Source organism: Xanthomarina sp., assembly GCF_035306705.1.
In the GTDB taxonomy this organism is placed as follows: domain Bacteria; phylum Bacteroidota; class Bacteroidia; order Flavobacteriales; family Flavobacteriaceae; genus Xanthomarina.
Map to the genome: position 1 here is coordinate 1 of NZ_DATGNO010000032.1, position 23790 is coordinate 23790.

The window sequence follows — 23790 nt, forward strand, 5'->3', positions numbered from 1 at the left end:
CAAGTTCGTGGAACCGTTCAAGCCGATATTTTAAAAGAAGACCAAGCACAAAACACCTGTATTTTCTCTACAGAATTTGCTTTGCGATTAATGGGAGATGTTCAAGAGTATTTTATTGAAAACAATGTCCGTAACTTCTATTCCGTGTCTATTTCGGGCTATCATATTGCAGAAGCAGGAGCCAATCCAATTACGCAATTGGCTTTAACGCTTTCAAACGGATTTACTTACGTAGAATACTATTTAAGTCGCGGTATGGATATTAACGATTTTGGTCCAAACCTATCGTTTTTCTTCTCCAATGGTATCGATCCAGAATATGCAGTTATTGGTCGTGTAGCTAGAAAAATATGGGCAAAAGCCATGAAGCATAAATATGGCGCCGATGCTAGAGCACAAATGTTGAAATACCACATTCAAACCTCTGGACGCAGCTTGCATGCCCAGGAAATCGATTTTAACGATATTAGAACCACGCTTCAAGCTTTGTATGCTATTTACGATAATTGCAACTCTTTACATACCAATGCGTACGATGAAGCGATAACCACACCAACCGAAGAATCTGTGCGTCGTGCTATGGCCATTCAATTGATTATAAATAAAGAATTAGGTCTAGCTAAAAACGAAAATCCAATCCAAGGTTCTTTTATTATTGAAGAATTAACCGATTTAGTGGAAGATGCCGTTCTTTTGGAATTTGATAGAATAACCGAAAGAGGAGGCGTTCTTGGAGCCATGGAAACCATGTACCAACGTAGTAAAATACAAGAAGAGAGTTTGTATTATGAAACTTTAAAGCACAATGGTGAATTCCCTATTATTGGTGTGAATACGTTCTTGAGCTCTAAAGGATCTCCAACGGTTCAACCTGCAGAGGTTATTCGTGCTACGGAAGAAGAGAAACAATTTCAAATAAAAACCTTGGAGAATCTTCATAAAGCAAATGACACGAAAGAGATGCTGAAAGAACTTCAAACGAAAGCCATACATAACGAGAATATTTTTGAAGCTTTGATGGAGGTCTGTAAAGTATGTTCATTAGGTGAAATTACTTCCGCTTTATTTGAAGTAGGCGGACAATATAGAAGAAATATGTAATCCTATAGGGACAGCGTAGGGACAGCTCGGGAGCTGTCCTGGCTGATTACGCGTTATATTGATTGGGCGATTGTGGGGGACAGCTCGAGAGCTGTCCGTACGGGTGCGTGTATTGATATAATAATAGATATTTTAAGAGGAATGCTTCTTTTTTGCTGTGATAAGGCAAGATTGAGGCATTTTTTTATTTGTGGGTAGGGACAGCTCGCGAGCTGTCCGTACGGGATTGATATAATAATATATATTTAAAGAAGAATGTTTTTTTTTTTTGCTGCGATATGGCAAAATTGGAGCATTTTTTTGTTTGTGGGTAGGGACAGCTCGGGAGCTGTCCTTACGGATTGTGCGTTATATTGATTGGGTGATTGTAGGGGACAGCTCGCGAGCTGTCCGTACGGGTGCGTGTATTGATATAATAATAGATATTTTAAGAAGAATGCTTCTTTTTTGCAGTGATATGGCAAGATTGAAGCATTTTTTTGTTTGTGTGTAGGGACAGCTCGCGAGCTGTCCGTGCTGATTGCGCGTTATATTGATTGGGCGATTTTGGGGACAGCTCGCGAGCTGTCCGTACGGATGCGGGTGTGGGATTGAAAAAAATGAATTATATTTAAGTGTTTGATTTAAAATTTTATTTGAATGAAAAATAGGAAACGAAATAGAATGAAAGGCTATGATTATTCTAGAGATAATTTATATTTCGTAACGATTTGTGTTCAAAAAATGCGCTGTTGTTTTGGTGAGGTTGTTGAAATTGATAAGGAAAAAACAGATCGAGAGGTTTTGGGGACAGCTCTTGAGATTACGAGTACAGCTCGCGGGTTGTCCGTACGGAATGATTCTATTATTCCTGATGAATTCCATAATAACCCAGTCAGCAAAATTATGAATTTGAATGCCTTTGGTCTTATTGTTCAAGATAGGTTGTGGTGGTTGGAAAAACAATATCCTTATGTGCTTATAACTAATTATGTTGTTATGCCCAATCATGTGCATGCAATTATTGAGATAGATAGTTTGAAAACAACAGAGAAGGCCTTGACAATAAAATCGCTTTCAAGTTTGGTTGGAGCTTTTAAAACCACATCTTCTAAATTAATCCACGAAACAGGTTTTCTTGATTTTTCTTGGAAACGTTCATTTTATGATCATATTATTAGAACGCCAGATGCGTATGAGAAAATCTCTAATTATATCGACTTAAATCCACAAAATTGGAGTCAGGACTCTTTCTTTTCTGAAATTTAAAATAATTTACAGAGTTATGATTGTTTTTTTTAATTACACCCCTAAGATATCTCTAGGAGTCCTTGTCATTATTTAGATTATTCCTTAAATTACAATTGGATGAAAAACACATATTATGGATGTTATAAAAACAATAGTTGCTTTTTTTAAAAAACCAGAAGAGGAAACTACTAATAAATCTCCGGAGGGAATTTGTTCTCTCTGTTGGGGGTACCAAGAATACGATGGTAAAATACGGACGTTGTACAAGGATAAGCAGGTGGACGTTAATAATCACGAAGACTCCTATATGCTTGTTCAAGGTTTTGTAAAGGAGCATGTGGATGGATATCATATTAAAGAAGGAATTGTGCACGTATGCCCTAATTGCAGTGAATTGGAAAAAGGGAAAGATGGCATTAAAAAATACATTCTACCTGGAAGAAAGTAAAGGGAAGAAATTTTAAAAAACAAAGTAGGTGTTTTGATTTTGCGGTATCCCTATAATTTAAGCCAGATTGTCCGCAAAATATCATAAAGCTATGAATGCTGATATTATAGTAACTTTTATATGTAGTTACTAATTTCAAAATTTTGTTTTTGTTCTATGTTAATCGGCGTAATAGCTTTCATATTCTCATGTTTATGTTTCCGGCTGACCCGCCTGCCGGCTTGGTAGGTTTCGTAGATATTTGCAAATTTTTTACTCGTATGACAAAAAACAGATATAAAAATTTAAGTTTATAAAGCGGTGTAGAGTATTGAGTTTTGATGTTGTTTTCGATTAAAAAGTGATAGGAATGCATCTTTTTAATAATTCCGACGTCTATTATACGAACCTAAAAACACATTGAAATGAAAAATACTGATTGTACTTGCAATTGTTCTGGTTGCAAAGATGGGAACTGTAAAAATTGTACTTGTCAAAACTGTACATGTGCCAATTGCAACTGTTAAGGAATGCTAAATAACAGAATGACAGCAGCTTTTTTAGTAATTTTACACTAAAGAAGCTGCTTTTTTAATTTTTGAAGAATGACTACAAAGACTATTTGGAACCTATATGCTGAAGACTTAAAACACTTTATTTTAGGTCAGGTGAAAAACCCAGATGTGGCAGACGATTTACTCCAAGACAGCTTTATTAAAATACACACTAAAAAAGACACCCTTAAAGATGAAGACAAGCTCAAGGCTTGGGTGTTTTCCATAGCTAGATATACAGTTCTGGATTATTTTAGACAAAATAAAACAGGGACTCCACAAACTCAAGAAGATTTGTATTTTGAAGAAGATGCAAAGGAACACACCAAACTGGATTGTTTACATGGTATTATTATGCAGTTACCAAAAAAATACAGAACGCCTTTGTTTTTAGCCGATATTAAAGGTTTGAAGCAAATAGAGGTTGCAGAAAAACTGCAATTACCCTTGCCAACCATCAAGTCGCAAATACAACGAGCCAGGAAATTAATAACCCAAGGTTATATGGATTGTTGCGATTTAAAAATGAATAGTAAAGGTGTTTTGGTTGGAGAGATAAAGGAAAAAGGGGATTGTAAAGTGTGTTCTTTGTAGGGACAGCTCGCGAGCTGTCCGCTTTATAGGGGGCAGGTGCCCGTACGGGGATATTGGGCAGGACAGCTCGCATGCTGTCCATGGAATTCGCGATATATTGATTAGTTGATTTTTGGGCAGGTCGCGACCTGCCCATACGGGGTGTTGGGTGGGAACAGCTCGCGAGCTGGCCGTTATTTGGTTTGTGGTTGGCGTTTTATAAGCAGTTTTGCGCTTCATCATGTATTTTTAGTAAGGTCTTGTTTTTTAGGGTGATAATTTTGCTGTTCGCCTAAAAAATTATTATTCTATTTTTTCTATCTGTAACTTTAAGTGGGTTCAATTTTAAACACTATTATTATGGAAGCAAGATTAAATTACAGTTTTAGGAGGAAATCTGAAAACCATTTGGATTGGTTATTAAACATTATAAAATCTGAAAAATATCACTTAGCAGATAGTTATATTATTCCATTGCAAGAGCTTCGTTGATATATCTTCCTCCATCATAAACGATAGGTTGAAATTAAAAAAGTCCGAACTAATATTAGTTCGGACTTTTTTATTTGTCTTATTTTCTGATTTTGAAACTACAGCTTAATCTTTTAGAACGCCTCTCGAGATTACAATTTTTTGTATCTCTGAGGTTCCTTCATAAATTTGGGTAATTTTTGCATCACGCATTAAACGCTCTACATGGTATTCTTTTACAAACCCATTACCACCATGTATTTGTACCGCTTCAACGGTATGTGTCATGGCTACTTGAGAGGCATACAACTTAGCCATAGCGCTAGACATGTCGTAGTTATTTCCTTGATCCTTATCCCAAGCCGCTTTCATTACCAACATTCTGGCAGCTTCAATTTCTGTGGCCATATCGGCTATTTTAAAGGCAATGGCTTGGTGGTTGCATATTTCCGTTCCAAATGCTTTACGTACTTTGGAGTATTTTAAAGAAAGTTCGTAAGCTCCAGCGGCAATTCCTAAGGCTTGTGCAGCAATTCCTATACGACCACCAGAAAGAGTTTTCATGGCAAATTTAAAACCAAAACCATCTTCTCCAATTCTGTTTTCCTTTGGTACTTTTACATCATTAAATTGTAAGGTATGCGTATCGCTTCCTCTAATTCCTAATTTATCTTCTTTTGGTCCAATATCAAATCCAGGCATTCCTTTTTCAACAATAAAAGCATTGATTCCTCTATGGCCTTTTTCCTTATGTGTTTGTGCAATTACTAAATACACTTCGGCACGACCTCCATTGGTAATCCAGTTTTTTGTTCCGTTTAAAACATAGTGGTCTCCCATGTCTATAGCGGTTGTTTTTTGCGACGTAGCATCGCTACCAGCTTCAGGTTCGCTTAAGCAAAATGCGCCAATAACTTCGCCTTTAGCTAATTTGGTGAGGTATTTTTGCTTTTGTTCATCATTTCCATAGGCCTCCAAACCAAAACAAACCAACGAATTGTTTACAGAAACCATTACAGAAGCCGAAGCATCTATTTTGGATAATTCTTCCATAACCAACACATAAGAAATCGCATCCATGCCAGAACCACCATATTTTGGATCTACCATTATTCCCATAAATCCAAGGTCACCCATTTTACGTACGAGTTCATTTGGGAAGGTTTGAGCGTTATCGCGTTCAATAACACCAGGAAGTAATTCGGTTTGTGCAAAATCGCGAGCGGCATCGCGAATCATTATATGTTCTTCTGTTAGATTAAAATCCATAGTTTCTTGTAATTGTAATATTAATTTTTGAAAGTGCACAAAGATACTTTTTTATTAGCATTTTTTCAAAAGGGATTGTTATTTTTACGGGATATGAATAAATCCGTATATCGCGTTATTGGTGTTATGTCTGGAACCTCTTTGGATGGGGTGGATTTGGTGGATGCCAGTTTTACTAAAAATGAAGGGGATTGGCATTATAAAATTCATAAATCTGAAACCAAATCATATACAAAAGACTGGTATCATGTTCTGAAACATTTAGTTTCTAAATCTATTGAAGAACTTCAAGAAATAGATGAGGCATATACGCCGTATTTGGCTTCCATGATACAGGATTTTATAGTTGTGAATAAGCTTACGGGTATAGACGCCATTTGTTCGCATGGACACACTGCTTTGCACCAGCCAGACAAGGGAATGACCTATCAAATAGGGAATTTACCAAGTCTTTTCGAAATTTTAAAAACTCCCATAGTTTGTAATTTTAGGGTTCAAGATGTGGCTCTTGGTGGCCAAGGAGCTCCTTTGGTGCCCATTGGCGATAAATTGTTATTCTCTAAGTACGATTTCTGTTTGAACTTAGGCGGATTTGCAAATATTTCAACAGACATAGAAATCCATAGAATTGCTTTCGATATTTGTCCAGTGAACATCGTTTTAAACCACTATGTCGCTTTATTGGGATTCGATTTTGACGATAAAGGAAGCATCGCCTCCACTGGAGATGTTAATTTAGGCCTTTTAAATGCGTTAAACGCTTTGGAGTTTTATAAAAAAGCGGCTCCAAAATCCTTAGGATTGGAATGGGTAAAGCTGGAGATATTCCCTTTAATTGATTCTTTTCAATTGCCCGTGAAAACTGTTTTACGGACTTTTGTAGAGCATGTTGCCATTCAAATTTCCACAGTGATTAACCAAAAAGAACAAGCCCAAGTTTTGGTAACTGGCGGAGGTGCTTATCATTCCTTCTTAATGTCCAGAATTAAAGAGAAGACTTCCAATAAATTAATCCTTCCAGAACCTACTTTGGTAGAATTTAAAGAGGCCTTGGTTTTTGGGTTTTTAGGTGTCTTAAAACTTGAAAACGAAGTGAACTGTTTAAGCAGTGTTACAGGGGCAAAACAGGATCATAGTTCGGGAATAATTTTTAATGATTAAATTTATGGGAATTTTAATAAAGAAGCCTATTAGTTTTTTATATTTGTTTGCATATTTATTAACTAATCAACCAAAAGACATGTTGAGGTTTTGAGGATTCATATTTCACGAATTTTTAATCTTACATATCTTTTCATTTGTTTTAAAAGGAATCTCACCCAATGAAAGAATTACTTCAGAAGTACGAAAATAAAGAACCAGAAATAATATTTAATTGGAAAGATCCAGAAACCGAAGCAGAAGGCTGGACAGTTATAAACTCTCTTCGAGGCGGTGCCGCTGGCGGTGGGACTAGAATGCGAAAGGGCTTGGATATAAACGAAGTTTTATCTCTTGCCAAAACCATGGAAGTTAAATTTACTGTTTCTGGACCTCCCATAGGAGGCGCCAAGTCTGGTATTAATTTCGATCCTAATGACCCACGGAAAAAAGGAGTTTTAGAGCGTTGGTTTAAAGCGGTTTCCCCTTTATTGAAAAGCTATTATGGTACTGGAGGTGACATGAATGTGGATGAAGTCCATGAAGTGATACCAATGACGGAAGGTGCAGGTGTTTGGCATCCGCAGGAAGGTGTTTTTAACGGGCATTTTAAGGCTTCTGAAGCAGGAAAAATCAATAGAATCGGGCAATTAAGACAAGGCGTTGTAAAAATTATTGAAAACCCAGGGTACTCTCCAAGTATTCAAAGAAAATATAGAATAGCCGATATGATTACTGGTTTTGGCGTAGCCGAAGCCGTTAAACAATATTATCATATATATGGTGGTGAAGTAAAAAACAAGAAAGTAGTTGTTCAAGGTTTTGGAAATGTTGGAGCTGCTGCTGCTTTTTATCTTTCACAAATGGGAGCTAAAATTGTTGGAATTTTAGATATTTCTGGTGGACTTATCAAGGAAGATGGTTTTACCTTTGAAGAAATTACCGAACTCTTTTTAGCCAAAACAGGAAATACTTTAGAAGCAAACAACCTCATTCCTTTTGAGGAAATCAATAAGAAAATATGGGGCATACAAGCTGAAATATTTTTACCATGTGCAGCTTCCCGTTTAATAACCAGAGATCAAATTGACCAAATGATAGCAAGCGGACTGGAAGTTATTTCCTGTGGTGCCAATGTGCCATTTGCCGATAAAGAAATATTTTTTGGACCTATTATGCAACATACAGATAAGCGTATTAGCCTAATTCCAGATTTTATATCCAATTGTGGTATGGCTCGTGTATTTGCCTATTTTATGGAAGCACGAGTAGAAATGACAGATGAGGCTATTTTTAATGATATCTCAGAAACCATTAGAAACGTCATTCAGAATGTATACAACCAAAATAATTCTAAGATTAATATTAGCGAAACCGCATTCGAAATTGCATTAAAACAACTTGTGTAATAGATTATTTTTATGGAAACAATTATCATAATAGTATTTGTGTTGGGCTACTTAGCCATTACCTTAGAGCATAATTTTAAAATTGATAAACTTATTCCTGCTTTAGTCATGATGGCTATTTGTTGGGCTTTAGTGGCTTTGGGGATAGATACTTTTCCGCAATGGTTCGATTCGGCTAAACATACGCTGATAGAGAACTTTGGTAGTTTAGGCTTGGAGGAGAAATTCCATATTATGGAAGGAACCCTTTTGCATCATTTAGGGAAGACTGCCGAAATTATTGTTTTCTTATTAGGAGCTATGACCATAGTTGAAATCATTGATTATTTTGATGGCTTTTCAACCATTAAATCCTACGTAAAGACCAATAGCAAAAAACGTATTTTATGGATTTTTGGATTTTTAGCATTTTTCCTTTCAGCTATTATCGATAACCTAACTGCAACGATTGTACTGATTTCCATTTTACAAAAAATTGTATTGGATAGAAATATCCGTATCTGGTATGCTGGTTTAATTATTATTGCAGCAAACGCTGGGGGAACTTGGTCGCCCATTGGCGATGTTACAACAACCATGCTTTGGATTGGTAAAAAAGTAACCACAGGACATTTGTTTGTGTACTTATTTATTCCGGCTTTATTATGTATGATGGTGCCGTTTTTTATTGCTTCCTTTTTACCAGCCTTTAAAGGAACCATACCAACACCAGACGAAGAAACTATTAAACCAACAAGTAAATACAGTTCTATTATGCTTTATTTAGGTTTAGGTGGAATTATTTCTGTACCCATTTTTAAAACCTTAACACATTTGCCGCCTTATGTAGGGATGATGTTGGCACTAGGTGTTGTTGCCACATTTGCTGAAATATATAGCAATAGAAAGTTTGCTTTAACTTATGATGGTGATGAAAGTGCCGATCTTCAAGGGCATCACAGTCCGGTACATCATTCGCTATCTAAAATTGAAATGCCAAGTATCTTGTTTTTCTTAGGAATTTTAATGGCAGTAGCCGCTTTGGAATCTTTAGGTACTTTATTTAATTTTGCAGGAAGTTTGCAAACACATATGCCTATGTTAGGAACCGAGTTGCACCATGAAGGAGTTTCGGATTTGGTTGTCTTGCTATTGGGAGTTGGATCTGCCGTTATTGACAACGTACCCTTGGTGGCAGCCAGTTTAGGAATGTTCTCTGAACCTATCGATAACGAGCTTTGGCACTTTATAGCCTATTCTGCAGGAACAGGTGGAAGTATGCTGATTATTGGTTCGGCTGCGGGAGTTGTGGCTATGGGCATGGAAAAAATAGACTTTTTCTGGTATCTAAAAAACATTGCATGGTTGGCCTTAATTGGTTTCTTGGTGGGTGCTATAGCATTTATGTTTACACGAACCATCTTTTAATATAATTTTAAATACAAACTAACGTTATAAACTAATAATAGAAATAATATATGATAAATTCAATGTTGCAAGATGCTCAAGAAGGTGCAGAGTTGCTTACGGATGGGGAGCCAGTACAAAAAACCTTATCCATTATAGAGTTAATAACTAGTGGAGGAACTGCTGGGATGGTTATTATAACCATCTTATTTGTTCTATTAATTGTAGCGACCTACATTTATTTTGAACGTTTATTTGCCATCAAGGCTGCGTCAAAAATAGATGCTAATTTTATGAATCAAATTAAAGATCATATTTCCAATGGAAAAATGGATTCTGCCCAAATGTTGTGCGCTCAAGTAAATTCACCGGTTTCACGATTGATTAGTAAAGGCGTTACGCGAATTGGCAAGCCTTTAGAGGATATTAATACCGCCATTGAAAATGCGGGCCGCTTGGAGATTTACAGTCTAGAGAGAAACGTGAGCGTTTTGGCAACTATTTCTGGAGCAGCGCCGATGATTGGATTCCTTGGAACTGTAATTGGGATGATTCTCTCTATTTTTGAAATCGCAAATTCGGGAGGTCAAATAGACATTAAACTTTTAGCCGACGGATTATATACCGCCATGACAACTACTGTTGGAGGTTTAATTGTGGGTATTATTGCCTATATTACATACAATCATCTTGTGGTAAAAACAGATAAGGTTGTGTATCAAATGGAAGCAAATTCCTTAGAGTTTTTAGATCACTTAAACGAACCTATTTAATGAATTTAAGAGGAAGAAATAAGGTAACCCCAGAATTCAATATGTCGTCCATGACGGATATTGTGTTTTTGTTGCTTATCTTTTTTATGCTAGCATCCACTTTGGTAACCACCAATGCGATAGACATATTATTGCCTACAGCTAGTGGGAAAACTGAAAACAAAAGATCGGTTGCCGTAAGTATTAAAAAAGACTTGACTTATTATATAGACCAAAAACGAGTTGGAGAAAGTGTCTTGGAATCGGAGCTTATTGCAGCCTTATCTGCAGAAGATAAACCCACTTTGGTATTAAGGGCAGAAAAATCTGTTCCTGTTGAACATGTAGTAAAAGTTATGGATATTGCCAATAGAAATAAGTTTAAAGTTATTTTGGCAGTAAAACCTAATTAGATACATAAAAAATTCATTGTTTGATCTTTAAACACTTGGGGAATACTTATTTGGATCTTCCAAGTGACTTTTGATAGAACATAAATATAACACATGAAATATTTCGAAACCATACACGAACGTAATTCGGCAAAGCTTACAGCGCTTATTGCCGTACTTATTATTTTGTTGCTGTTTGTTGTTGGTAAGGAATATATGGATCCTCCTGAAGAGTATGGCATAGCGGTTAACTTTGGAACTACAGATTTTGGAAGTGGCGATGTGCAACCTACCAAACCTATTAAGTCGGAACCTAGAGAAGTTAAAGAAGAGCCTCAAGAAACTGTTAAGCAACCCGAACAGAAACAGGCTGCAGCCGCAAGTTCAAAATCTAAAGCTGAAGATCTTCTAACCGATGATAGCGAGGAGACTATTGCCATAAAAAAGCAAAAGGATGCCGATGCCAAAGCTAAAAAAGAAGCAAATGCCCAGGCAAAAGCGCAAGCAGAAGCCAAAGCTAAAGCAGATGCGAAAGCCAAAGCTGAAGCTGATAAAGTAGCTAAAGAACAAGCTGAAAAAGAAGCTAAAAAGAAGAAGTTAGATGCGTTGATTGGAGGAGTCAGCAAATCTGACGGGCAAGAATCCGGAGGTGAAGGGAACGACAATAAAGCAGGCGATAAAGGGCAGCTGGATGGCGATCCTTATGCCGCTAGTTATTTTGGAGAAGCTGGTTCTGGAAGTGGTGGCGTTGGTTATGGATTGAAAGGCCGAGGTGCTCCAAGCAAGAAACTATTTAAACAAGAGTGTAACGAATCTGGAATGGTCATCGTAAAGATTGTTGTGAATAGAAACGGCGATGTTGTAGAGGCTATTCCTGGAGTAAAAGGCACCACCAATACAGCAGCTTGTTTGTTGGAACCTGCCAAAAAAATTGCTCTGTCGCATAAATGGCGAGCAGATAGTCAGGCTCCGGATAGACAGGTAGGTTTTGTTAAAGTCAACTTCAATATAGGTCAGTAGTCATACAAATCAAACTTCAAAATGACGTATCAGGATACGGTTAATTGGATGTTCTCTCAACTTCCCATGTATCAAAGACAGGGGAAATCGGCTTATAAGGCCGATTTAAAGAACACTCTTTTATTAGCAGAACATTTAAAAAATCCACAACATCAACTAAAAACCATTCACGTAGCAGGAACCAATGGAAAGGGTTCTACAAGCCACATGCTAGCGTCTGTATTGCAGGAAGCTGGTTATCGTGTTGGTTTGTTTACTTCTCCGCATTTAAAGGACTTTAGAGAGCGTATTCGTATTAACGGTGTAGTTGTAAGCAAAACTTTTGTTCGTGAGTTTATAAAACAAAATAAGGCGTTTTTGGAATCGCAACACCTGTCTTTTTTTGAAATGACCTCAGGGATGGCCTTCGCGTATTTTGCTTCAGAAAAAGTGGATATTGCGGTTATTGAAGTGGGTTTAGGTGGCCGATTGGACTCTACAAATATTATTACTCCTGAAGTTTCCGTAATTACCAATATTGGTTTTGACCATACCCAATTCTTAGGACACACCCTGGAAGCCATTGCTTTTGAAAAAGGGGGTATTATAAAGCCTGGTGTTCCTGTGGTTATTGGAGAAACCCAAAACGAAACAAAACAGGTGTTTCAAGAGCTTGCCAAAAAGAACCATTCAGATATTTATTTTGCCGACACTTTAATTCATGAGGTTCTTCCTAGTGATTTAAAAGGGAGTTATCAGCAGAAAAACATTAAAACAGTTTTGCAAGCTCTGGAGGTTCTAAAACAAAAATCCTATGAAATTTCAATAGAACAGATTAAAAAAGGCTTGTTGCAGGTAGTAAAAAATACAGGTTTACAAGGAAGATGGCAAGTATTACAAGAACAACCGAAAATTATTTGCGATACGGCACATAATAAAGAAGGGTTGAATTATGTGGTAAAACAATTGGCAGAAACGTCCTTTAATTGCTTACATATTGTTTTTGGCGTAGTAAACGACAAGGATTTGAGCAGTATTTTGGACATTTTGCCTAAAAAGGCCACTTATTATTTTTGTAAACCAGATGTTCCTCGAGGCATGGATGTTAATTTATTGGAAGCAGCATTCTTGGCGGAAGGGTTTCAAGGAACGAGTTATCAAGGTGTAAATGAGGCCTTAAGTGCGGCTAAAAAACAAGCTTCAGAGAAAGATTTAATCTATGTTGGAGGCAGTACTTTTGTAGTTGCAGAAATAATTTAAAATTTTTTCAAAAAAACTTTTGCAATATGGAAAACTAATCTATATTTGCAATCCAATTACGAAGGGCGATTAGCTCAGTTGGTTCAGAGCATCTGGTTTACACCCAGAGGGTCGGGGGTTCGAATCCCTCATCGCCCACAGAACAAAAAGGTTTATACTTATGTATAGACCTTTTTTTATTTTATAGCTAGTGCTTAAAACTCTCCTGTTTATAAACCAATGGTGTTTTGTGTTTTATTTTTTTAAACTGTCGGTTAAAATTGGATATATTATTAAAACCCACCTTATAGGCTACATCGGCCACAGTAATGTCTTGATTGGATACTAAATGTTTGCAAGCATGTTCTATGCGTAGTTCGTTTAGAAATACCACGTAGGTTTTATTCGTGTACTTTTTAAAGTATTTACAGAAGGCCGTTTTTGTCATGTTGGCCACATCGGCTACCGACTCCAAAGTAATTTCCTTGTTAAAATGTGTCATGGTATAATCGAAAACATCTCTCATGCGCTCTCCTTCTGTTATAGAGAAGCTTTTTTCGTAAATAAACGAGGATAGGCTTTTATACTCACAAATGGAAAGTAGTTTCAATAATTTTAATAAGATGATAAAGCGTTCTAGCTTGCTTGCGCTTTCTATTTTCGCAAAAAGTCCTCGTATTTCCTCTTGGTTGGAGGTTGCTTTAAATCCGTGAATGGCCCGTTTAAAGAACACTTGTATTTCGGCCAATTCTTCCAAATTAAAAAATTCGCTTCCAAAACTCGTTTTTGTAAAGAATAGGGTTTGCATGTGTGACGTTTCTTCCAGCTCTCTGTCGCTTTGAAATACATGAGGTTGCTGACTTCCCATAATTAAAATATCGCCAGTTTTGTAATAATTAATGGCATCGCCAACAATTAGAGTTCCTTCGCCTTGAATAATCAAGCTCAACTGTATGTCTTCATGCTGATGTAATTTATCATAAAAGTGAGGCTCTAAATCTACTTGATAGACTAGGTTGGCCAACTCTGGTTTTGGTATTTTAAAGGGAAGGACTTTCATTCTTAAAACTTCATATTAAATACAAAATTAAGCATTATAATTTATTTTTATAAAATATTGGATAACATAGTATAATAGTTGGATAAAAACAGCTTATAGTTAAGTTCAAATCTTAAGTAAATTTGTGTGTATTTAAACAATTTATATTATGGGTATTCAATGGAAAGGCATTATGCCAGCAGTTACAACCAAGTTCACGGATGCAGATGAACTTGATTTAAAAATGTTTGAAGTTAATATTCGTGCACAAATGGAAGCCGGTGTGCATGGCATTGTACTTGGTGGTACCTTAGGGGAAGCAAGTACTTTGGTGGACGAGGAAAAACGAACCTTAACACGAACAGCAGTTGATTTGGTGAAAGGACAGGTTCCTATATTTATTAATATTGCCGAACAAACAACTAAAGCGGCTATTCAAGCAGCTCACAAGGCCGAAGAAGACGGGGCAGGAGGCTTGATGATGTTGCCGCCAATGAGATATACTTCTAGCGATAGAGAAACTGTTGAGTTTTATAAAGCTGTAGCTACAAATACCTCTTTGCCGATAATGGTTTACAACAATCCAGTAGATTATAAGGTTAAGATAACTATGGAGATGTTCGACCAATTATTAAAATACGACAATATAGAAGCAGTAAAAGAATCAACAAGAGATACTACTAATATTACACGAATAAAAAATTACTTCGGAGATCGTTTAAAAATTATGACCGGGGTCGATACCATAGCTTTGGAGAGCTTATTAATAGGTGCCGATGGTTGGGTTGCCGGACTGGTTTGTGCATTCCCTGCCGAGACCGTAGCGATTTACGAGTTGCAAAAAGTAGGTAGAATTAAAGAAGCCTTAGAAATTTATAGATGGTTTATGCCTTTGTTGGAATTGGATATCGTTCCAAGATTGGTCCAAAATATAAAATTGGCAGAAGTGGCTACAGGCATCGGATCGGAAAACGTTCGAGCTCCTCGATTACCAATTATGGGAGATGAACGCAAACATGTTTTAAAAGTGATTGATGATTGTTTGAAAAACAGACCAATACTTCCAGATTATAAAAACCTTTAAACTTCTAAAAGTTAGGAGCTAATTTTTTACCTTTAAGGAAGTAAATACAGGTTCTATTAAGAAAGGACTGTTATAGGAAAACGTCCAATTAATAAGACTTATAAGTAGATCTTCCTTTTCAACCCAAGTGTTGTATCATCTTGTTGATGTTGGAAGACATTTAAAATGAATTACTAATGCATAAAACAAAAAATCCCTTCTCTAGAGGGATTTGAGGAGGCTTATGATAACAGGAAAAAATTATATAGGAAATCAACTTTCGGCAAAAGGAAACAAAACGTATAACACTTTTAATCCGCAGCTGAATCTTGAAAACGCACCTCGTTATACCGAGGCGACAGAAGAGGAAATAGACGAAGCCGTGCGTCTTGCTTCCAAGGCATTTAAAACCTATAGACAGGTTTCTGGAAAGAAGAAAGCTGAATTTCTAAATGCCATAGCAGACGAAATTTTAGCATTGGAATTAGAATTAATAGAAACATATTGTTCTGAAACCGGTTTGCCAGAAGGACGTGCTCTGGGAGAAAGAGGAAGAACTGTTGGGCAATTACGTGCTTTTGCCGAATTGCTCCAAGAAGGTTCTTGGGTGGAAGCAAGTATCGATACCGCACAACCAGAGAGAAAGCCATTGCCGAAATCGGATATTAGAAAAATGTTGCTGCCTTTAGGCCCTATAGTTGTTTTTGGAGCTAGTAATTTTCCCTTGGCGTATTCAACCGCAGGAGGAGATACAGCTGCCGCCTTGGCTGCTGGTTGTCCGGTTTTAGTTAAATCTCATCCCATGCATGCTGGAACAGGCGAATTGGTTGCCTCTGCAATTATTAAAGCAGCTGAAAAAACAGGCATGCCCAATGGGGTGTTTTCCAATCTAAATAGCAGTGGGATTGAAGTTGGTACCCAATTGGTGTCTCATCCAGGTGTGAAAGCTGTTGGTTTTACAGGAAGTATTCGTGGCGGACGCGCTTTATACGATTTAGCTGCAAAACGAGAAGAACCTATTCCGGTTTTTGCCGAAATGGGAAGTATTAATCCCGTAGTTATTTTGCCAAAAGCTTTAAAAAATAGAGGAGAAGCCTTAGCAAAAACCTATGCGGGATCCATTACTCTAGGAACCGGACAGTTTTGTACCAATCCAGGGTTGTTGCTAGGAGTTAAAGGGGAGGCCTTATCCCATTTTATTCAGGTTTTATCTCATGAAATCATACAGATTGAACCAAGCTGTATGTTGCATCCAAATATAATTGGTGCTTATGAGGCTAAGAAGCAAAAAGCCCTATCGCAACCCGAATTAACGGTTGTGGCGGATTTCGATACGGAAGTTAAAACCAATTATGCCAGACAAACAGTGACTACTGTAGAAGGATTAACTTTTTTAAATAACAGCACGTTGCATCAAGAAGTTTTTGGACCTTATTCTATGGTTGTTCAATGTGAACATATAGAGCAACTAGAACAGATTATTTCCAAATTGGAAGGGCAGTTAACAGGAACTCTAATTGCAGATAATGAGGAAGCCATGCATTATCCTCAAGTTATAGCAGCACTTCAAAATCGCGTAGGACGTCTTATTTACAATGGTGTGCCCACAGGTGTTGAGGTTTGCCCGTCCATGGTTCATGGCGGCCCATATCCAGCTTCGACAGATAGTCGTTTTACGGCAGTTGGAATTCATTCCATCAAGCGTTGGGTAAGACCTTTTAGTTATCAAGATTGGCCAAATAATTTATTGCCAGATGCATTAAAGAATGAAAATCCCTTGAAAATCTCACGTTTAATTAATAATAAGCCAACAACAGATACCATTTAATTCTATGAGCGTTTCAAAACTTTTAATATGCTTTTCGTTTATAAGTATTCTGGCCTGTAAAAAGGAAACTGAAGAAAACATATCGTCAGAGGTTTTGTTGGAAGATGTTATTAAAATCTATGAAACAGAAAGGAAATACGATTTTGAACCTTACGAATCCGTTGAAAATACGATTGAATTCTATCAAAAGGAAGCGAATTTTGCCCAAGAACTTCAAAAGCAACTTTTAAAAGTAAATGAAGGCATGCTCTCGGAATCGGAGAAAATTTCTTTGGACTTATTGCAATTTGTTCTTCAAGATAAAATCGATTCCAATACGTATAAAACCTATCTACACGCTCTTACTTCTGAATCGGCTTTTCATCTGAATTTAAGTCGGATGGCCCAAACAACGTTCGCTAATTATACGGAGGTTAAAGCCTATTTAAATCAATTAAGTGAATTGCCTAAAAAAGTAGCTTATAATCTAGCGCTGTTACGCGAAAGTGTCAAAGAAGGGATGTCGCAACCCAAAGAAGTTTTTGGGGATTACAGTTTTTCCTATAACAGTCATCTTGTAACGGATTATACACAAAGTGAATTTTACGCACCTTTTAAAAAGTTACCCAAAGGTCTTAGCATGCAGCAAAAGGACAGTGTGTTGGTTATTGCTAAAATAAGTATAGAAAACGATGTAGTGGCTCAGTATCAAAAGATTAAAGATTTCTTTGAAACTGAATATTTTCCAAATTCCCGCAAAGAATTAGGGATTACTTCCATCCCAAATGGAGAAGCATTTTATCAAAATAGAATTAATTTTTTCACCACTAGCAATCAATATACGGCTGAAGACATTCATCAAATAGGATTGCAGGAAGTAGCTAGAATTAAAGCTGAAATGCAAGTTATTATTGACGATTTGGGTTTTAAAGGAAGCTTTGCCGATTTTCTGAAATTTCTTAGAACCGATTCACAATTTTATGCTAAAACACCCAAGGAGTTACTCCTGTTTGCTCGAGATATTTCCAAAAGAATAGATGGGGAATTACCAAAGTATTTTAAAACTCTACCACGAAATCCTTATGGAGTAGTACCTGTTCCTGCGGCCATTGCGCCAAAATATACCAGTGGTAGATATTCTGGATCACAGGATGATAAAACGGCAGGATTTTATTGGGTAAACACCTATAATCTACCTAGTAGGACCTTATATACCATTCCTGCACTTACAGCTCACGAAGCCGTTCCAGGACATCATTTACAGATTTCTTTAAACAAGGAATTGGGCGATTCCATACCTCAATTTAGACGGAATTTATACCTTTCAGCTTATGGCGAAGGTTGGGGTTTATACTCCGAATACTTGGCTAATGAAATGGGTATTTACACCACGCCTTATGAGAAGTTTGGACAATTAACTTATGAAATGTGGCGAGCCTGTAGATTGGTTGTCGATCCTGGAGTTCACGCAAAAGGATGGACCCGTCAGGAAGTTATTGATTATATGGCTGCAAATACAGCCTTATCCATGCATGAAGTAACCACTGAAACGGATAGGTATATTTCATGGCCAGGACAAGCCATATCCTATAAAATTGGAGAAATTAAAATCAGGGAACTACGTGAAAAAGCTGAAACAGAATTAAAAGACAAATTCGATATCAGAGCATTTCATGAAGTCATTTTAGGTGAAGGCACCGTTACTTTAGCCATCATGGAAACCCGTGTAACAAATTATATTCAGAAAACAAAAAATGAATAAAGGCACTTTTGTTTGTATTGATGCTCATACTTGTGGAAATCCCGTACGGGTTATTAAACAGGGTGGTCCGGACTTGGTCGGGAATACTATGAGTGAAAAACGTCAGCATTTTTTAAAGGAATTCGATTGGATTCGGAAAGGGCTTATGTTTGAGCCTCGTGGTCACGACATGATGAGTGGGAGCTTTTTATTTCCTCCACACGATCCTGAAAATGACTTTGCTGTTCTGTTTATAGAAACCTCGGGATGTTTGCCCATGTGTGGACATGGAACTATTGGAACTATTACCATTGCTATTGAAGAAGGTTTGGTAATTCCAAAAGTTCCAGGAAAAATTAAGATGGAAGCTCCTGCAGGTTTGATAGAAATTGAATATCAACAAACAGGAACTAAAGTAGATTGGGTAAAACTGACTAATGTAAAAAGTTTTTTAGCAGCAGAAGGTTTAAAAGTTGCATGCCCGGAATTGGGTGATATTATTTTCGATGTGGCCTATGGAGGGAATTATTATGCCATAATAGATCCGCAGAAAAATTTCTCTGGAGTTCAAGATTTTTCAGCTTCAAAAATCATTCAATATTCCCAAGTAGTTAGACAGCGTATCAACGAGACGTATCCGAATATGTTCATTCATCCAGAAAATGAAACCATCAAGGATGTGACTCATTTACTTTGGACAGGAACACCTATTGATTCAAAATCTTCAGGAAGAAATGCCGTGTTTTATGGAGACAAAGCCATAGATAGAAGTCCGTGTGGTACAGGAACTTCAGCTAGATTGGCACAATTATATGCCAAAGGAAAATTAAAAGTTGGAGAAGATTTTATCCACGAGAGTTTTATAGGAAGTACCTTTATTGGACGTGTAGAAAAAGAAACTACCTTAGATGGGAAATTGGCCATCATCCCAAGCATTAAAGGTTGGGCAAAAATTTATGGGCATAATACCATTACTATTGATGTTGAAGACGATCCTTATGCTTTAGGTTTTCAGGTTATTTAAGTTGTTTGCAACTTGACTAGGAGCCTAATAAAATGAATTATTTTTCAAATAACAAATAACAAATAACAAACAACTCATTATTTCATTGAAAAACTGTATTATCATAGGAGGTGGCATCATTGGTTTATGTTCTGCCTACTACCTTCAAAAAGAAGGTCATCAAGTGACTATAATCGACCAATCCAACATGGATTCTGGAGCATCGTATGTCAATGCCGGTTATTTGTCGCCAAGTCATTTGGTGCCGTTATCTGCTCCAGGAGTTATGAAAAAAGGCTTGAAATGGATGTTTAACCCTGCAAGTCCTTTATATATAAAACCACGATTAGATCCCGATTTTTTGAAGTGGACCTTAGCTTTTAATAAATCGTGTAATGCCAATCACGTTAAAAAAGCCATTCCAGCTATTAAAAGTATCACCTTATTAAGTCAGAGTTTATACGATGACATCAAACAAGAGGAACAATTTAATTTTCAGTACGAGAAAAAAGGCTTGCTCATGTTGTGTCAAACAGATAAAATGCTCGATGACGAAATTGAAACTGCACATATGGCAAAGCGAGAAGGTTTGGATGTTATTGAATTAAGTAAAGAAGAACTAAAAGTGCTTGAACCAGATGTAACCTTTAACATTAAAGGCGCCACCTATTATAAATGCGATTCCCATACCACACCCCAAGAATTCATGGAGGAAATGAAAGCCCATTTAAAAGAGGCAGGAGTTCGGTTTTTTACCAATGAAAAAGTGGAAGATTTAGTTGTAACCAACGGTAGAATTGAAGCTATTAAAACCAAAAACCAAACCTTAAAGGCAGATGAGTTTGTTTTGTCGGCTGGATCTTGGAGTTCTTTATTAAGTAAAAAATTGGGATTGCACTTATTGCTTCAAGCAGGAAAAGGGTATCGCATCAATACCACTCAAGATACAGGAATTACAATTCCTTCCATTTTAGCAGAAGCCAAAGTTGCTGTAACACCTATGCATGGATTTACGCGCTTTGCAGGAACTATGGAAATTGCTGGAATAAACGATAAAATCAATCAAATTAGGGTGGAAGCTATTGCTAAAGCTACCACAAGTTATTATCCAGACGTAACACTTTCCACAGAAGAAAAAAACGATGCGGCTTCAGGTTTACGACCGGTTTCCCCAGATGGTTTGCCGTATATTGGCAGGTCTGCAAAATGTACAAATCTAACCATTGCAACAGGTCATGCCATGATGGGTTGGAGTATGGGGCCAGCCACGGGAAAGTTGGTTTCAGAAGTCATTTCAGATAAAAAACCTATATTAGACTTAAATCCATTTCAACCAGATAGAAAATTTTAAATATGCGTTACAATCAAATTCCAAAGAGTTTATTTATAAAAAACAGAAGCAATTTTACTGCTAAAATGAAGGCGAATAGCTTAGCCATCCTTACTTCCAATGATGTGAAACACAACAATGCAGACGATGTTATGGGTTTTACCCAAAACAACGATTTGTTTTATTTATGTGGTATCGATCAGGAAGAAAGTATTTTGGTGCTGTATCCGGATGCTTATAGAAAAGAAAATCGAGAAATCCTGTTTATTAAGGAAACCAACGAGCAAATTAAAATTTGGGATGGCGATAAATTAACCCAAGAACAAGCTACAGATATTTCAGGAGTTTCACGAGTGGAATGGGTTCATGATTTTGAAAAAATATTGCAGCTCATGGCTTTTGAAGCCGATGGCATGTATCTAGGACATAATGAGCACATCAAGCGTGTGACTTTTAATCAGCAAACCCAGCAAGACCGAATGATTGCTTGGTGTAAAGAAAAATATCCCTTGCACGATTATTATCGCGCAGCAAAAATTACCCGGGATTTAAGACTTGTTAAATCTAAAGAAGAGATAGATTTCATGCAACAAGCTGCCGATATAAGCGTCGTATCTTTTAAACGTGTGTTAAAAGCATGCAAACCAAATATGAAGGAATTTGAATTGGAAGCCGAACTGACATATAATTTGGTAAAGTCTGGAGCTACGCGTCATGCCTTCAAACCCATTGTGGCTTCTGGAAAAAACGCTTGTGCTTTGCATTATAATACCAACGATGGTATTTGTAAAACGGGTGATATGATTCTTCTGGATTTCGGGGTTTGCTATGCCAATTACAATAGCGATACAACGAGGTGTTTTCCTGTAAGTGGGACATTTTCTAAAAGACAAAAAGAAGTTTACAGCTCTGTGCTGTATTGTTTAAAAGAAGGAAGCAAGTTATTGAAACCTGGAGTTCTCCCTTCAGAATATGAAACTCAAATGGCAAAACTGGTGGAAACCGAACTTATAAAATTAGGCTTGTTGGATGCTCAGGCTGTTGCCAATCAAAACCCTGACAAACCTTTATATAAAAAATATTTTATGCATGGAACGGCACATCATATTGGTTTGGATGTTCATGATGTTGGATTGTATTCTAGGGTTTTAGAGCCAGGAATGGTTTTAACTTGCGAACCAGGAATTTATATTCCAGAGGAAGGAATTGGGTGCAGGCTAGAAAACGATTATCTTATTACCAAAGACGGAAATTTTAATCTAACCGAAGCTATGCCTATAGAAATTGAGGAGATTGAAGCTTTGATGAAAACTTCATAGAAACAATAAAAGGAAGTAACAAAAAAGGCGAAAATGGATTTTAAACCTTTTCGCCTTTGTACTTCTAAATTGTGTGATTTTTAGTCTTATTTATTTCTTGGAAACACACCTATTCCTTGCTTAGCCAAGCATCTATAATATCATAAATTTCTTTCTGCTTTTCAGGACTAAAACTCTTGATTCTAGTTGTGTGGTTCCCTTGAGGCAATACAAATTTATAAAGCTCTCTTCTGGTAGCGTCGTTTTCCAATTCTACGGCAGTGGAACTCCAGGAATCATATTCTCCATAAATAAATAGCATGTCTTTGGCCACATAGTCCAAAAAGTTTTTAACCTCTTGCATGGGTGCATAATCGTAGGTTTTTGAGATGCCTTCTGGAAAAGCCCAATCGAATTTATAAATATCCTCGGTGTTTAAATACTGTTTAAAAGGTGCTGTTTCGTACCCATAAATGCCTTGTTCTGTTAAAGCAGCCCAGAAATACGGTTGTAAACTTTCAACAGATTTCTCTTCAAAAAAGCTATACCCAACCACATTAATTAGATGGTTGTAAATAATTTCAGGAGAGACGTTTCCTGTTGGAATGCTTTCGACCGGCGTTCCCCATTGCCAAAAAGCAAAGGCGTATTCCAGAATGGTGTAATCGATTGCTTTTTCTACACCAAACTCCCAAGACATATTTTTTTCTATAGCCGCGGTTTTCATCAGGTCTAAAAGTGCTGCTCTATTTTCAAAACATAAATTTTGAAAGGCCTTTACTTTTTCTCGGTTTTCTTGAGTGCTAACTTCCTTTAAAAACTTAAAAACCCTTGGGTCTTCGCGTGCAAAATTTAAAGGACCCACATAACAAACACAGGCATCTACATTATCCGGAAAATACCTGCGATGAATCATCACTGTTTGACAGCCTTTAGAAATTCCTGTAGAAATAAACTTCGTATCTGGATAGAGTGCTTTTCGTATTCCATCTATAATTCTAGCTTGATCTTTAGCTGCATTTTTAACGGTTAAGGTATTCCAGTCTATTTCTTCTGGGCGTGAATTATTAAAGTATCGATGCTCAATGTTTATTTGGTTTGCTTTGTAATGGTTTGCCAATTCTCCAGCTCTTTCCGATCCAATACCATAGCCTTGAAGTTCTACTATGACAGGTAGTTCTGGGTTTTCATAACCTAGTAAAACGCGTTGTTTAAAAGTACCTTTTGTTGAATCCTCATAATCAATAGGTTGTTCAAACCAGATTTCATAATTTTCATCGAAATGACTTACAGGTTTTCTTTTTTCAACGCTTACAACGTTTTCCATACCCGCTAATTTTTCAAAAGTAGAAAGCTTGATTTCGGGTATAACCGTTGGTTGAAAGGCTTGGCAACCTACTAAAAACAGAACAAAAAGGGACAAATAAAACGAACGAAAAAACGTCATGACAGAATAAATTTTTGTGAATTTAACAGAGGTTAAATATAATCAATAAAATGGGTAACCTTTTTAAGCTTAAGAATATTATAACAAATCTAAAACACGTTCCAATGCCATGCCACGAGA

General features: G+C 36.9%; 21 protein-coding genes and 1 tRNA gene. 19 read left to right on the forward strand and 3 right to left on the reverse strand.

What is annotated here, in order from left to right:
* The 5 genes from VKY47_RS02685 to VKY47_RS02705 all read left to right on the forward strand — a co-directional run.
* Nucleotides 1–1101 (forward strand): methylmalonyl-CoA mutase family protein (locus VKY47_RS02685; RefSeq protein WP_324310142.1); only part of this gene is annotated, 1101 nt, incomplete at its 5' end.
* Between the two features lie 639 nt (nucleotides 1102–1740).
* A complete protein-coding gene (locus VKY47_RS02690) occupies nucleotides 1741–2349 on the forward strand; it encodes a transposase (protein ID WP_324310144.1) in 609 nt (202 codons plus the stop codon).
* 115 nt (nucleotides 2350–2464) lie between these two features.
* Complete coding sequence (locus VKY47_RS02695) at nucleotides 2465–2779, forward strand: hypothetical protein (protein WP_324310146.1); 315 nt, start codon at nucleotides 2465–2467, stop codon at nucleotides 2777–2779.
* A 584-nt stretch (nucleotides 2780–3363) separates the two neighbouring features.
* Nucleotides 3364–3906, forward strand: a complete 543-nt coding sequence (locus VKY47_RS02700; protein WP_324310148.1) for a sigma-70 family RNA polymerase sigma factor — start codon at nucleotides 3364–3366, stop codon at nucleotides 3904–3906.
* A gap of 339 nt (nucleotides 3907–4245) precedes the next feature.
* Complete coding sequence (locus VKY47_RS02705) at nucleotides 4246–4377, forward strand: hypothetical protein (RefSeq protein WP_324310149.1); 132 nt, start codon at nucleotides 4246–4248, stop codon at nucleotides 4375–4377.
* A gap of 105 nt (nucleotides 4378–4482) precedes the next feature.
* On the opposite strand, the gene VKY47_RS02710 is transcribed toward VKY47_RS02705, so the two are convergent.
* The gene (locus VKY47_RS02710) at nucleotides 4483–5625 is read right to left on the reverse strand and encodes an acyl-CoA dehydrogenase (protein ID WP_324310176.1); all 1143 of its coding nucleotides are present in this window, start codon (nucleotides 5623–5625) and stop codon (nucleotides 4483–4485) included.
* Between the two features lie 93 nt (nucleotides 5626–5718).
* Between VKY47_RS02710 and VKY47_RS02715 the strand changes: the two genes are divergently transcribed.
* The 8 genes from VKY47_RS02715 (at nucleotide 5719) to VKY47_RS02750 (ending at nucleotide 13101) form a co-directional block, all read left to right on the forward strand.
* On the forward strand, nucleotides 5719–6786 hold the full coding sequence (locus VKY47_RS02715; RefSeq protein WP_324310150.1) for an anhydro-N-acetylmuramic acid kinase: 1068 nt from the start codon (nucleotides 5719–5721) through the stop codon (nucleotides 6784–6786).
* Nucleotides 6787–6947: 161 nt separating this feature from the next.
* Nucleotides 6948–8174: a Glu/Leu/Phe/Val dehydrogenase dimerization domain-containing protein gene (locus tag VKY47_RS02720; protein WP_324310152.1), complete on the forward strand. Its 1227-nt coding sequence runs from the start codon at nucleotides 6948–6950 to the stop codon at nucleotides 8172–8174.
* A 12-nt stretch (nucleotides 8175–8186) separates the two neighbouring features.
* Nucleotides 8187–9581, forward strand: coding sequence for a sodium:proton antiporter NhaD (gene nhaD / locus VKY47_RS02725; RefSeq protein WP_324310154.1), 1395 nt, complete (start codon nucleotides 8187–8189; stop codon nucleotides 9579–9581).
* Between the two features lie 50 nt (nucleotides 9582–9631).
* Entirely contained in the window at nucleotides 9632–10333 is a 702-nt protein-coding gene (locus VKY47_RS02730; protein WP_324310155.1) for a MotA/TolQ/ExbB proton channel family protein, read from the forward strand.
* Nucleotides 10333–10725: an ExbD/TolR family protein gene (locus tag VKY47_RS02735; RefSeq protein WP_324310157.1), complete on the forward strand. Its 393-nt coding sequence runs from the start codon at nucleotides 10333–10335 to the stop codon at nucleotides 10723–10725. The genes VKY47_RS02730 and VKY47_RS02735 overlap by 1 nt, the downstream gene beginning before the upstream one ends.
* A 93-nt stretch (nucleotides 10726–10818) precedes the next feature.
* Complete coding sequence (locus VKY47_RS02740; protein WP_324310158.1) at nucleotides 10819–11724, forward strand: energy transducer TonB; 906 nt, start codon at nucleotides 10819–10821, stop codon at nucleotides 11722–11724.
* Between the two features lie 21 nt (nucleotides 11725–11745).
* Nucleotides 11746–12963, forward strand: a complete 1218-nt coding sequence (locus VKY47_RS02745; RefSeq protein WP_324310160.1) for a bifunctional folylpolyglutamate synthase/dihydrofolate synthase — start codon at nucleotides 11746–11748, stop codon at nucleotides 12961–12963.
* A 63-nt stretch (nucleotides 12964–13026) separates the two neighbouring features.
* Nucleotides 13027–13101 (forward strand) — tRNA-Val (locus tag VKY47_RS02750).
* 49 nt (nucleotides 13102–13150) lie between these two features.
* Here the strand turns inward: VKY47_RS02750 and VKY47_RS02755 are convergent.
* Complete coding sequence (locus VKY47_RS02755) at nucleotides 13151–14002, reverse strand: AraC family transcriptional regulator (RefSeq protein WP_324310162.1); 852 nt, start codon at nucleotides 14000–14002, stop codon at nucleotides 13151–13153.
* Between the two features lie 148 nt (nucleotides 14003–14150).
* Between VKY47_RS02755 and VKY47_RS02760 the strand changes: the two genes are divergently transcribed.
* The 6 genes from VKY47_RS02760 to VKY47_RS02785 all read left to right on the forward strand — a co-directional run bounded on the left by VKY47_RS02760 (nucleotide 14151) and on the right by VKY47_RS02785 (nucleotide 22244).
* A complete protein-coding gene (locus VKY47_RS02760) occupies nucleotides 14151–15065 on the forward strand; it encodes a dihydrodipicolinate synthase family protein (RefSeq protein ID WP_324310164.1) in 915 nt (304 codons plus the stop codon).
* A 223-nt stretch (nucleotides 15066–15288) separates the two neighbouring features.
* Complete coding sequence (locus tag VKY47_RS02765) at nucleotides 15289–16872, forward strand: aldehyde dehydrogenase (NADP(+)) (RefSeq protein WP_324310166.1); 1584 nt, start codon at nucleotides 15289–15291, stop codon at nucleotides 16870–16872.
* Between the two features lie 4 nt (nucleotides 16873–16876).
* Nucleotides 16877–18613, forward strand: coding sequence for a DUF885 domain-containing protein (locus VKY47_RS02770; protein ID WP_324310168.1), 1737 nt, complete (start codon nucleotides 16877–16879; stop codon nucleotides 18611–18613).
* A complete protein-coding gene (locus VKY47_RS02775; protein WP_324310169.1) occupies nucleotides 18606–19616 on the forward strand; it encodes a 4-hydroxyproline epimerase in 1011 nt (336 codons plus the stop codon). The genes VKY47_RS02770 and VKY47_RS02775 overlap by 8 nt, the downstream gene beginning before the upstream one ends.
* 85 nt (nucleotides 19617–19701) lie before the next feature.
* Nucleotides 19702–20946 (forward strand): NAD(P)/FAD-dependent oxidoreductase, encoded by a 1245-nt coding sequence (locus VKY47_RS02780; RefSeq protein ID WP_324310171.1) that lies wholly within the window; start codon nucleotides 19702–19704, stop codon nucleotides 20944–20946.
* 2 nt (nucleotides 20947–20948) lie between these two features.
* On the forward strand, nucleotides 20949–22244 hold the full coding sequence (locus VKY47_RS02785) for an aminopeptidase P N-terminal domain-containing protein (protein WP_324310173.1): 1296 nt from the start codon (nucleotides 20949–20951) through the stop codon (nucleotides 22242–22244).
* Between the two features lie 109 nt (nucleotides 22245–22353).
* On the opposite strand, the gene VKY47_RS02790 is transcribed toward VKY47_RS02785, so the two are convergent.
* Nucleotides 22354–23670: a S28 family serine protease gene (locus VKY47_RS02790; protein ID WP_324310175.1), complete on the reverse strand. Its 1317-nt coding sequence runs from the start codon at nucleotides 23668–23670 to the stop codon at nucleotides 22354–22356.
* Between the last annotated feature and the right edge of the window lie 120 nt (nucleotides 23671–23790).

Coding starts and splice junctions, on each gene's coding strand:
- VKY47_RS02760 (WP_324310164.1), top strand. CDS start 14,151: ATGGGTATTCAATGGAAAGGCATTATGCCAGCAGTTACAACCAAGTTC.
- VKY47_RS02710 (WP_324310176.1), bottom strand. CDS start 5,625: ATGGATTTTAATCTAACAGAAGAACATATAATGATTCGCGATGCCGCT.
- VKY47_RS02740 (WP_324310158.1), top strand. CDS start 10,819: ATGAAATATTTCGAAACCATACACGAACGTAATTCGGCAAAGCTTACA.
- VKY47_RS02790 (WP_324310175.1), bottom strand. CDS start 23,670: ATGACGTTTTTTCGTTCGTTTTATTTGTCCCTTTTTGTTCTGTTTTTA.
- VKY47_RS02765 (WP_324310166.1), top strand. CDS start 15,289: ATGATAACAGGAAAAAATTATATAGGAAATCAACTTTCGGCAAAAGGA.
- VKY47_RS02735 (WP_324310157.1), top strand. CDS start 10,333: ATGAATTTAAGAGGAAGAAATAAGGTAACCCCAGAATTCAATATGTCG.
- VKY47_RS02785 (WP_324310173.1), top strand. CDS start 20,949: ATGCGTTACAATCAAATTCCAAAGAGTTTATTTATAAAAAACAGAAGC.
- VKY47_RS02755 (WP_324310162.1), bottom strand. CDS start 14,002: ATGAAAGTCCTTCCCTTTAAAATACCAAAACCAGAGTTGGCCAACCTA.
- VKY47_RS02775 (WP_324310169.1), top strand. CDS start 18,606: ATGAATAAAGGCACTTTTGTTTGTATTGATGCTCATACTTGTGGAAAT.
- nhaD (WP_324310154.1), top strand. CDS start 8,187: ATGGAAACAATTATCATAATAGTATTTGTGTTGGGCTACTTAGCCATT.
- VKY47_RS02745 (WP_324310160.1), top strand. CDS start 11,746: ATGACGTATCAGGATACGGTTAATTGGATGTTCTCTCAACTTCCCATG.
- VKY47_RS02690 (WP_324310144.1), top strand. CDS start 1,741: ATGAAAAATAGGAAACGAAATAGAATGAAAGGCTATGATTATTCTAGA.
- VKY47_RS02695 (WP_324310146.1), top strand. CDS start 2,465: ATGGATGTTATAAAAACAATAGTTGCTTTTTTTAAAAAACCAGAAGAG.
- VKY47_RS02720 (WP_324310152.1), top strand. CDS start 6,948: ATGAAAGAATTACTTCAGAAGTACGAAAATAAAGAACCAGAAATAATA.
- VKY47_RS02770 (WP_324310168.1), top strand. CDS start 16,877: ATGAGCGTTTCAAAACTTTTAATATGCTTTTCGTTTATAAGTATTCTG.
- VKY47_RS02705 (WP_324310149.1), top strand. CDS start 4,246: ATGGAAGCAAGATTAAATTACAGTTTTAGGAGGAAATCTGAAAACCAT.
- VKY47_RS02730 (WP_324310155.1), top strand. CDS start 9,632: ATGATAAATTCAATGTTGCAAGATGCTCAAGAAGGTGCAGAGTTGCTT.
- VKY47_RS02700 (WP_324310148.1), top strand. CDS start 3,364: ATGACTACAAAGACTATTTGGAACCTATATGCTGAAGACTTAAAACAC.
- VKY47_RS02715 (WP_324310150.1), top strand. CDS start 5,719: ATGAATAAATCCGTATATCGCGTTATTGGTGTTATGTCTGGAACCTCT.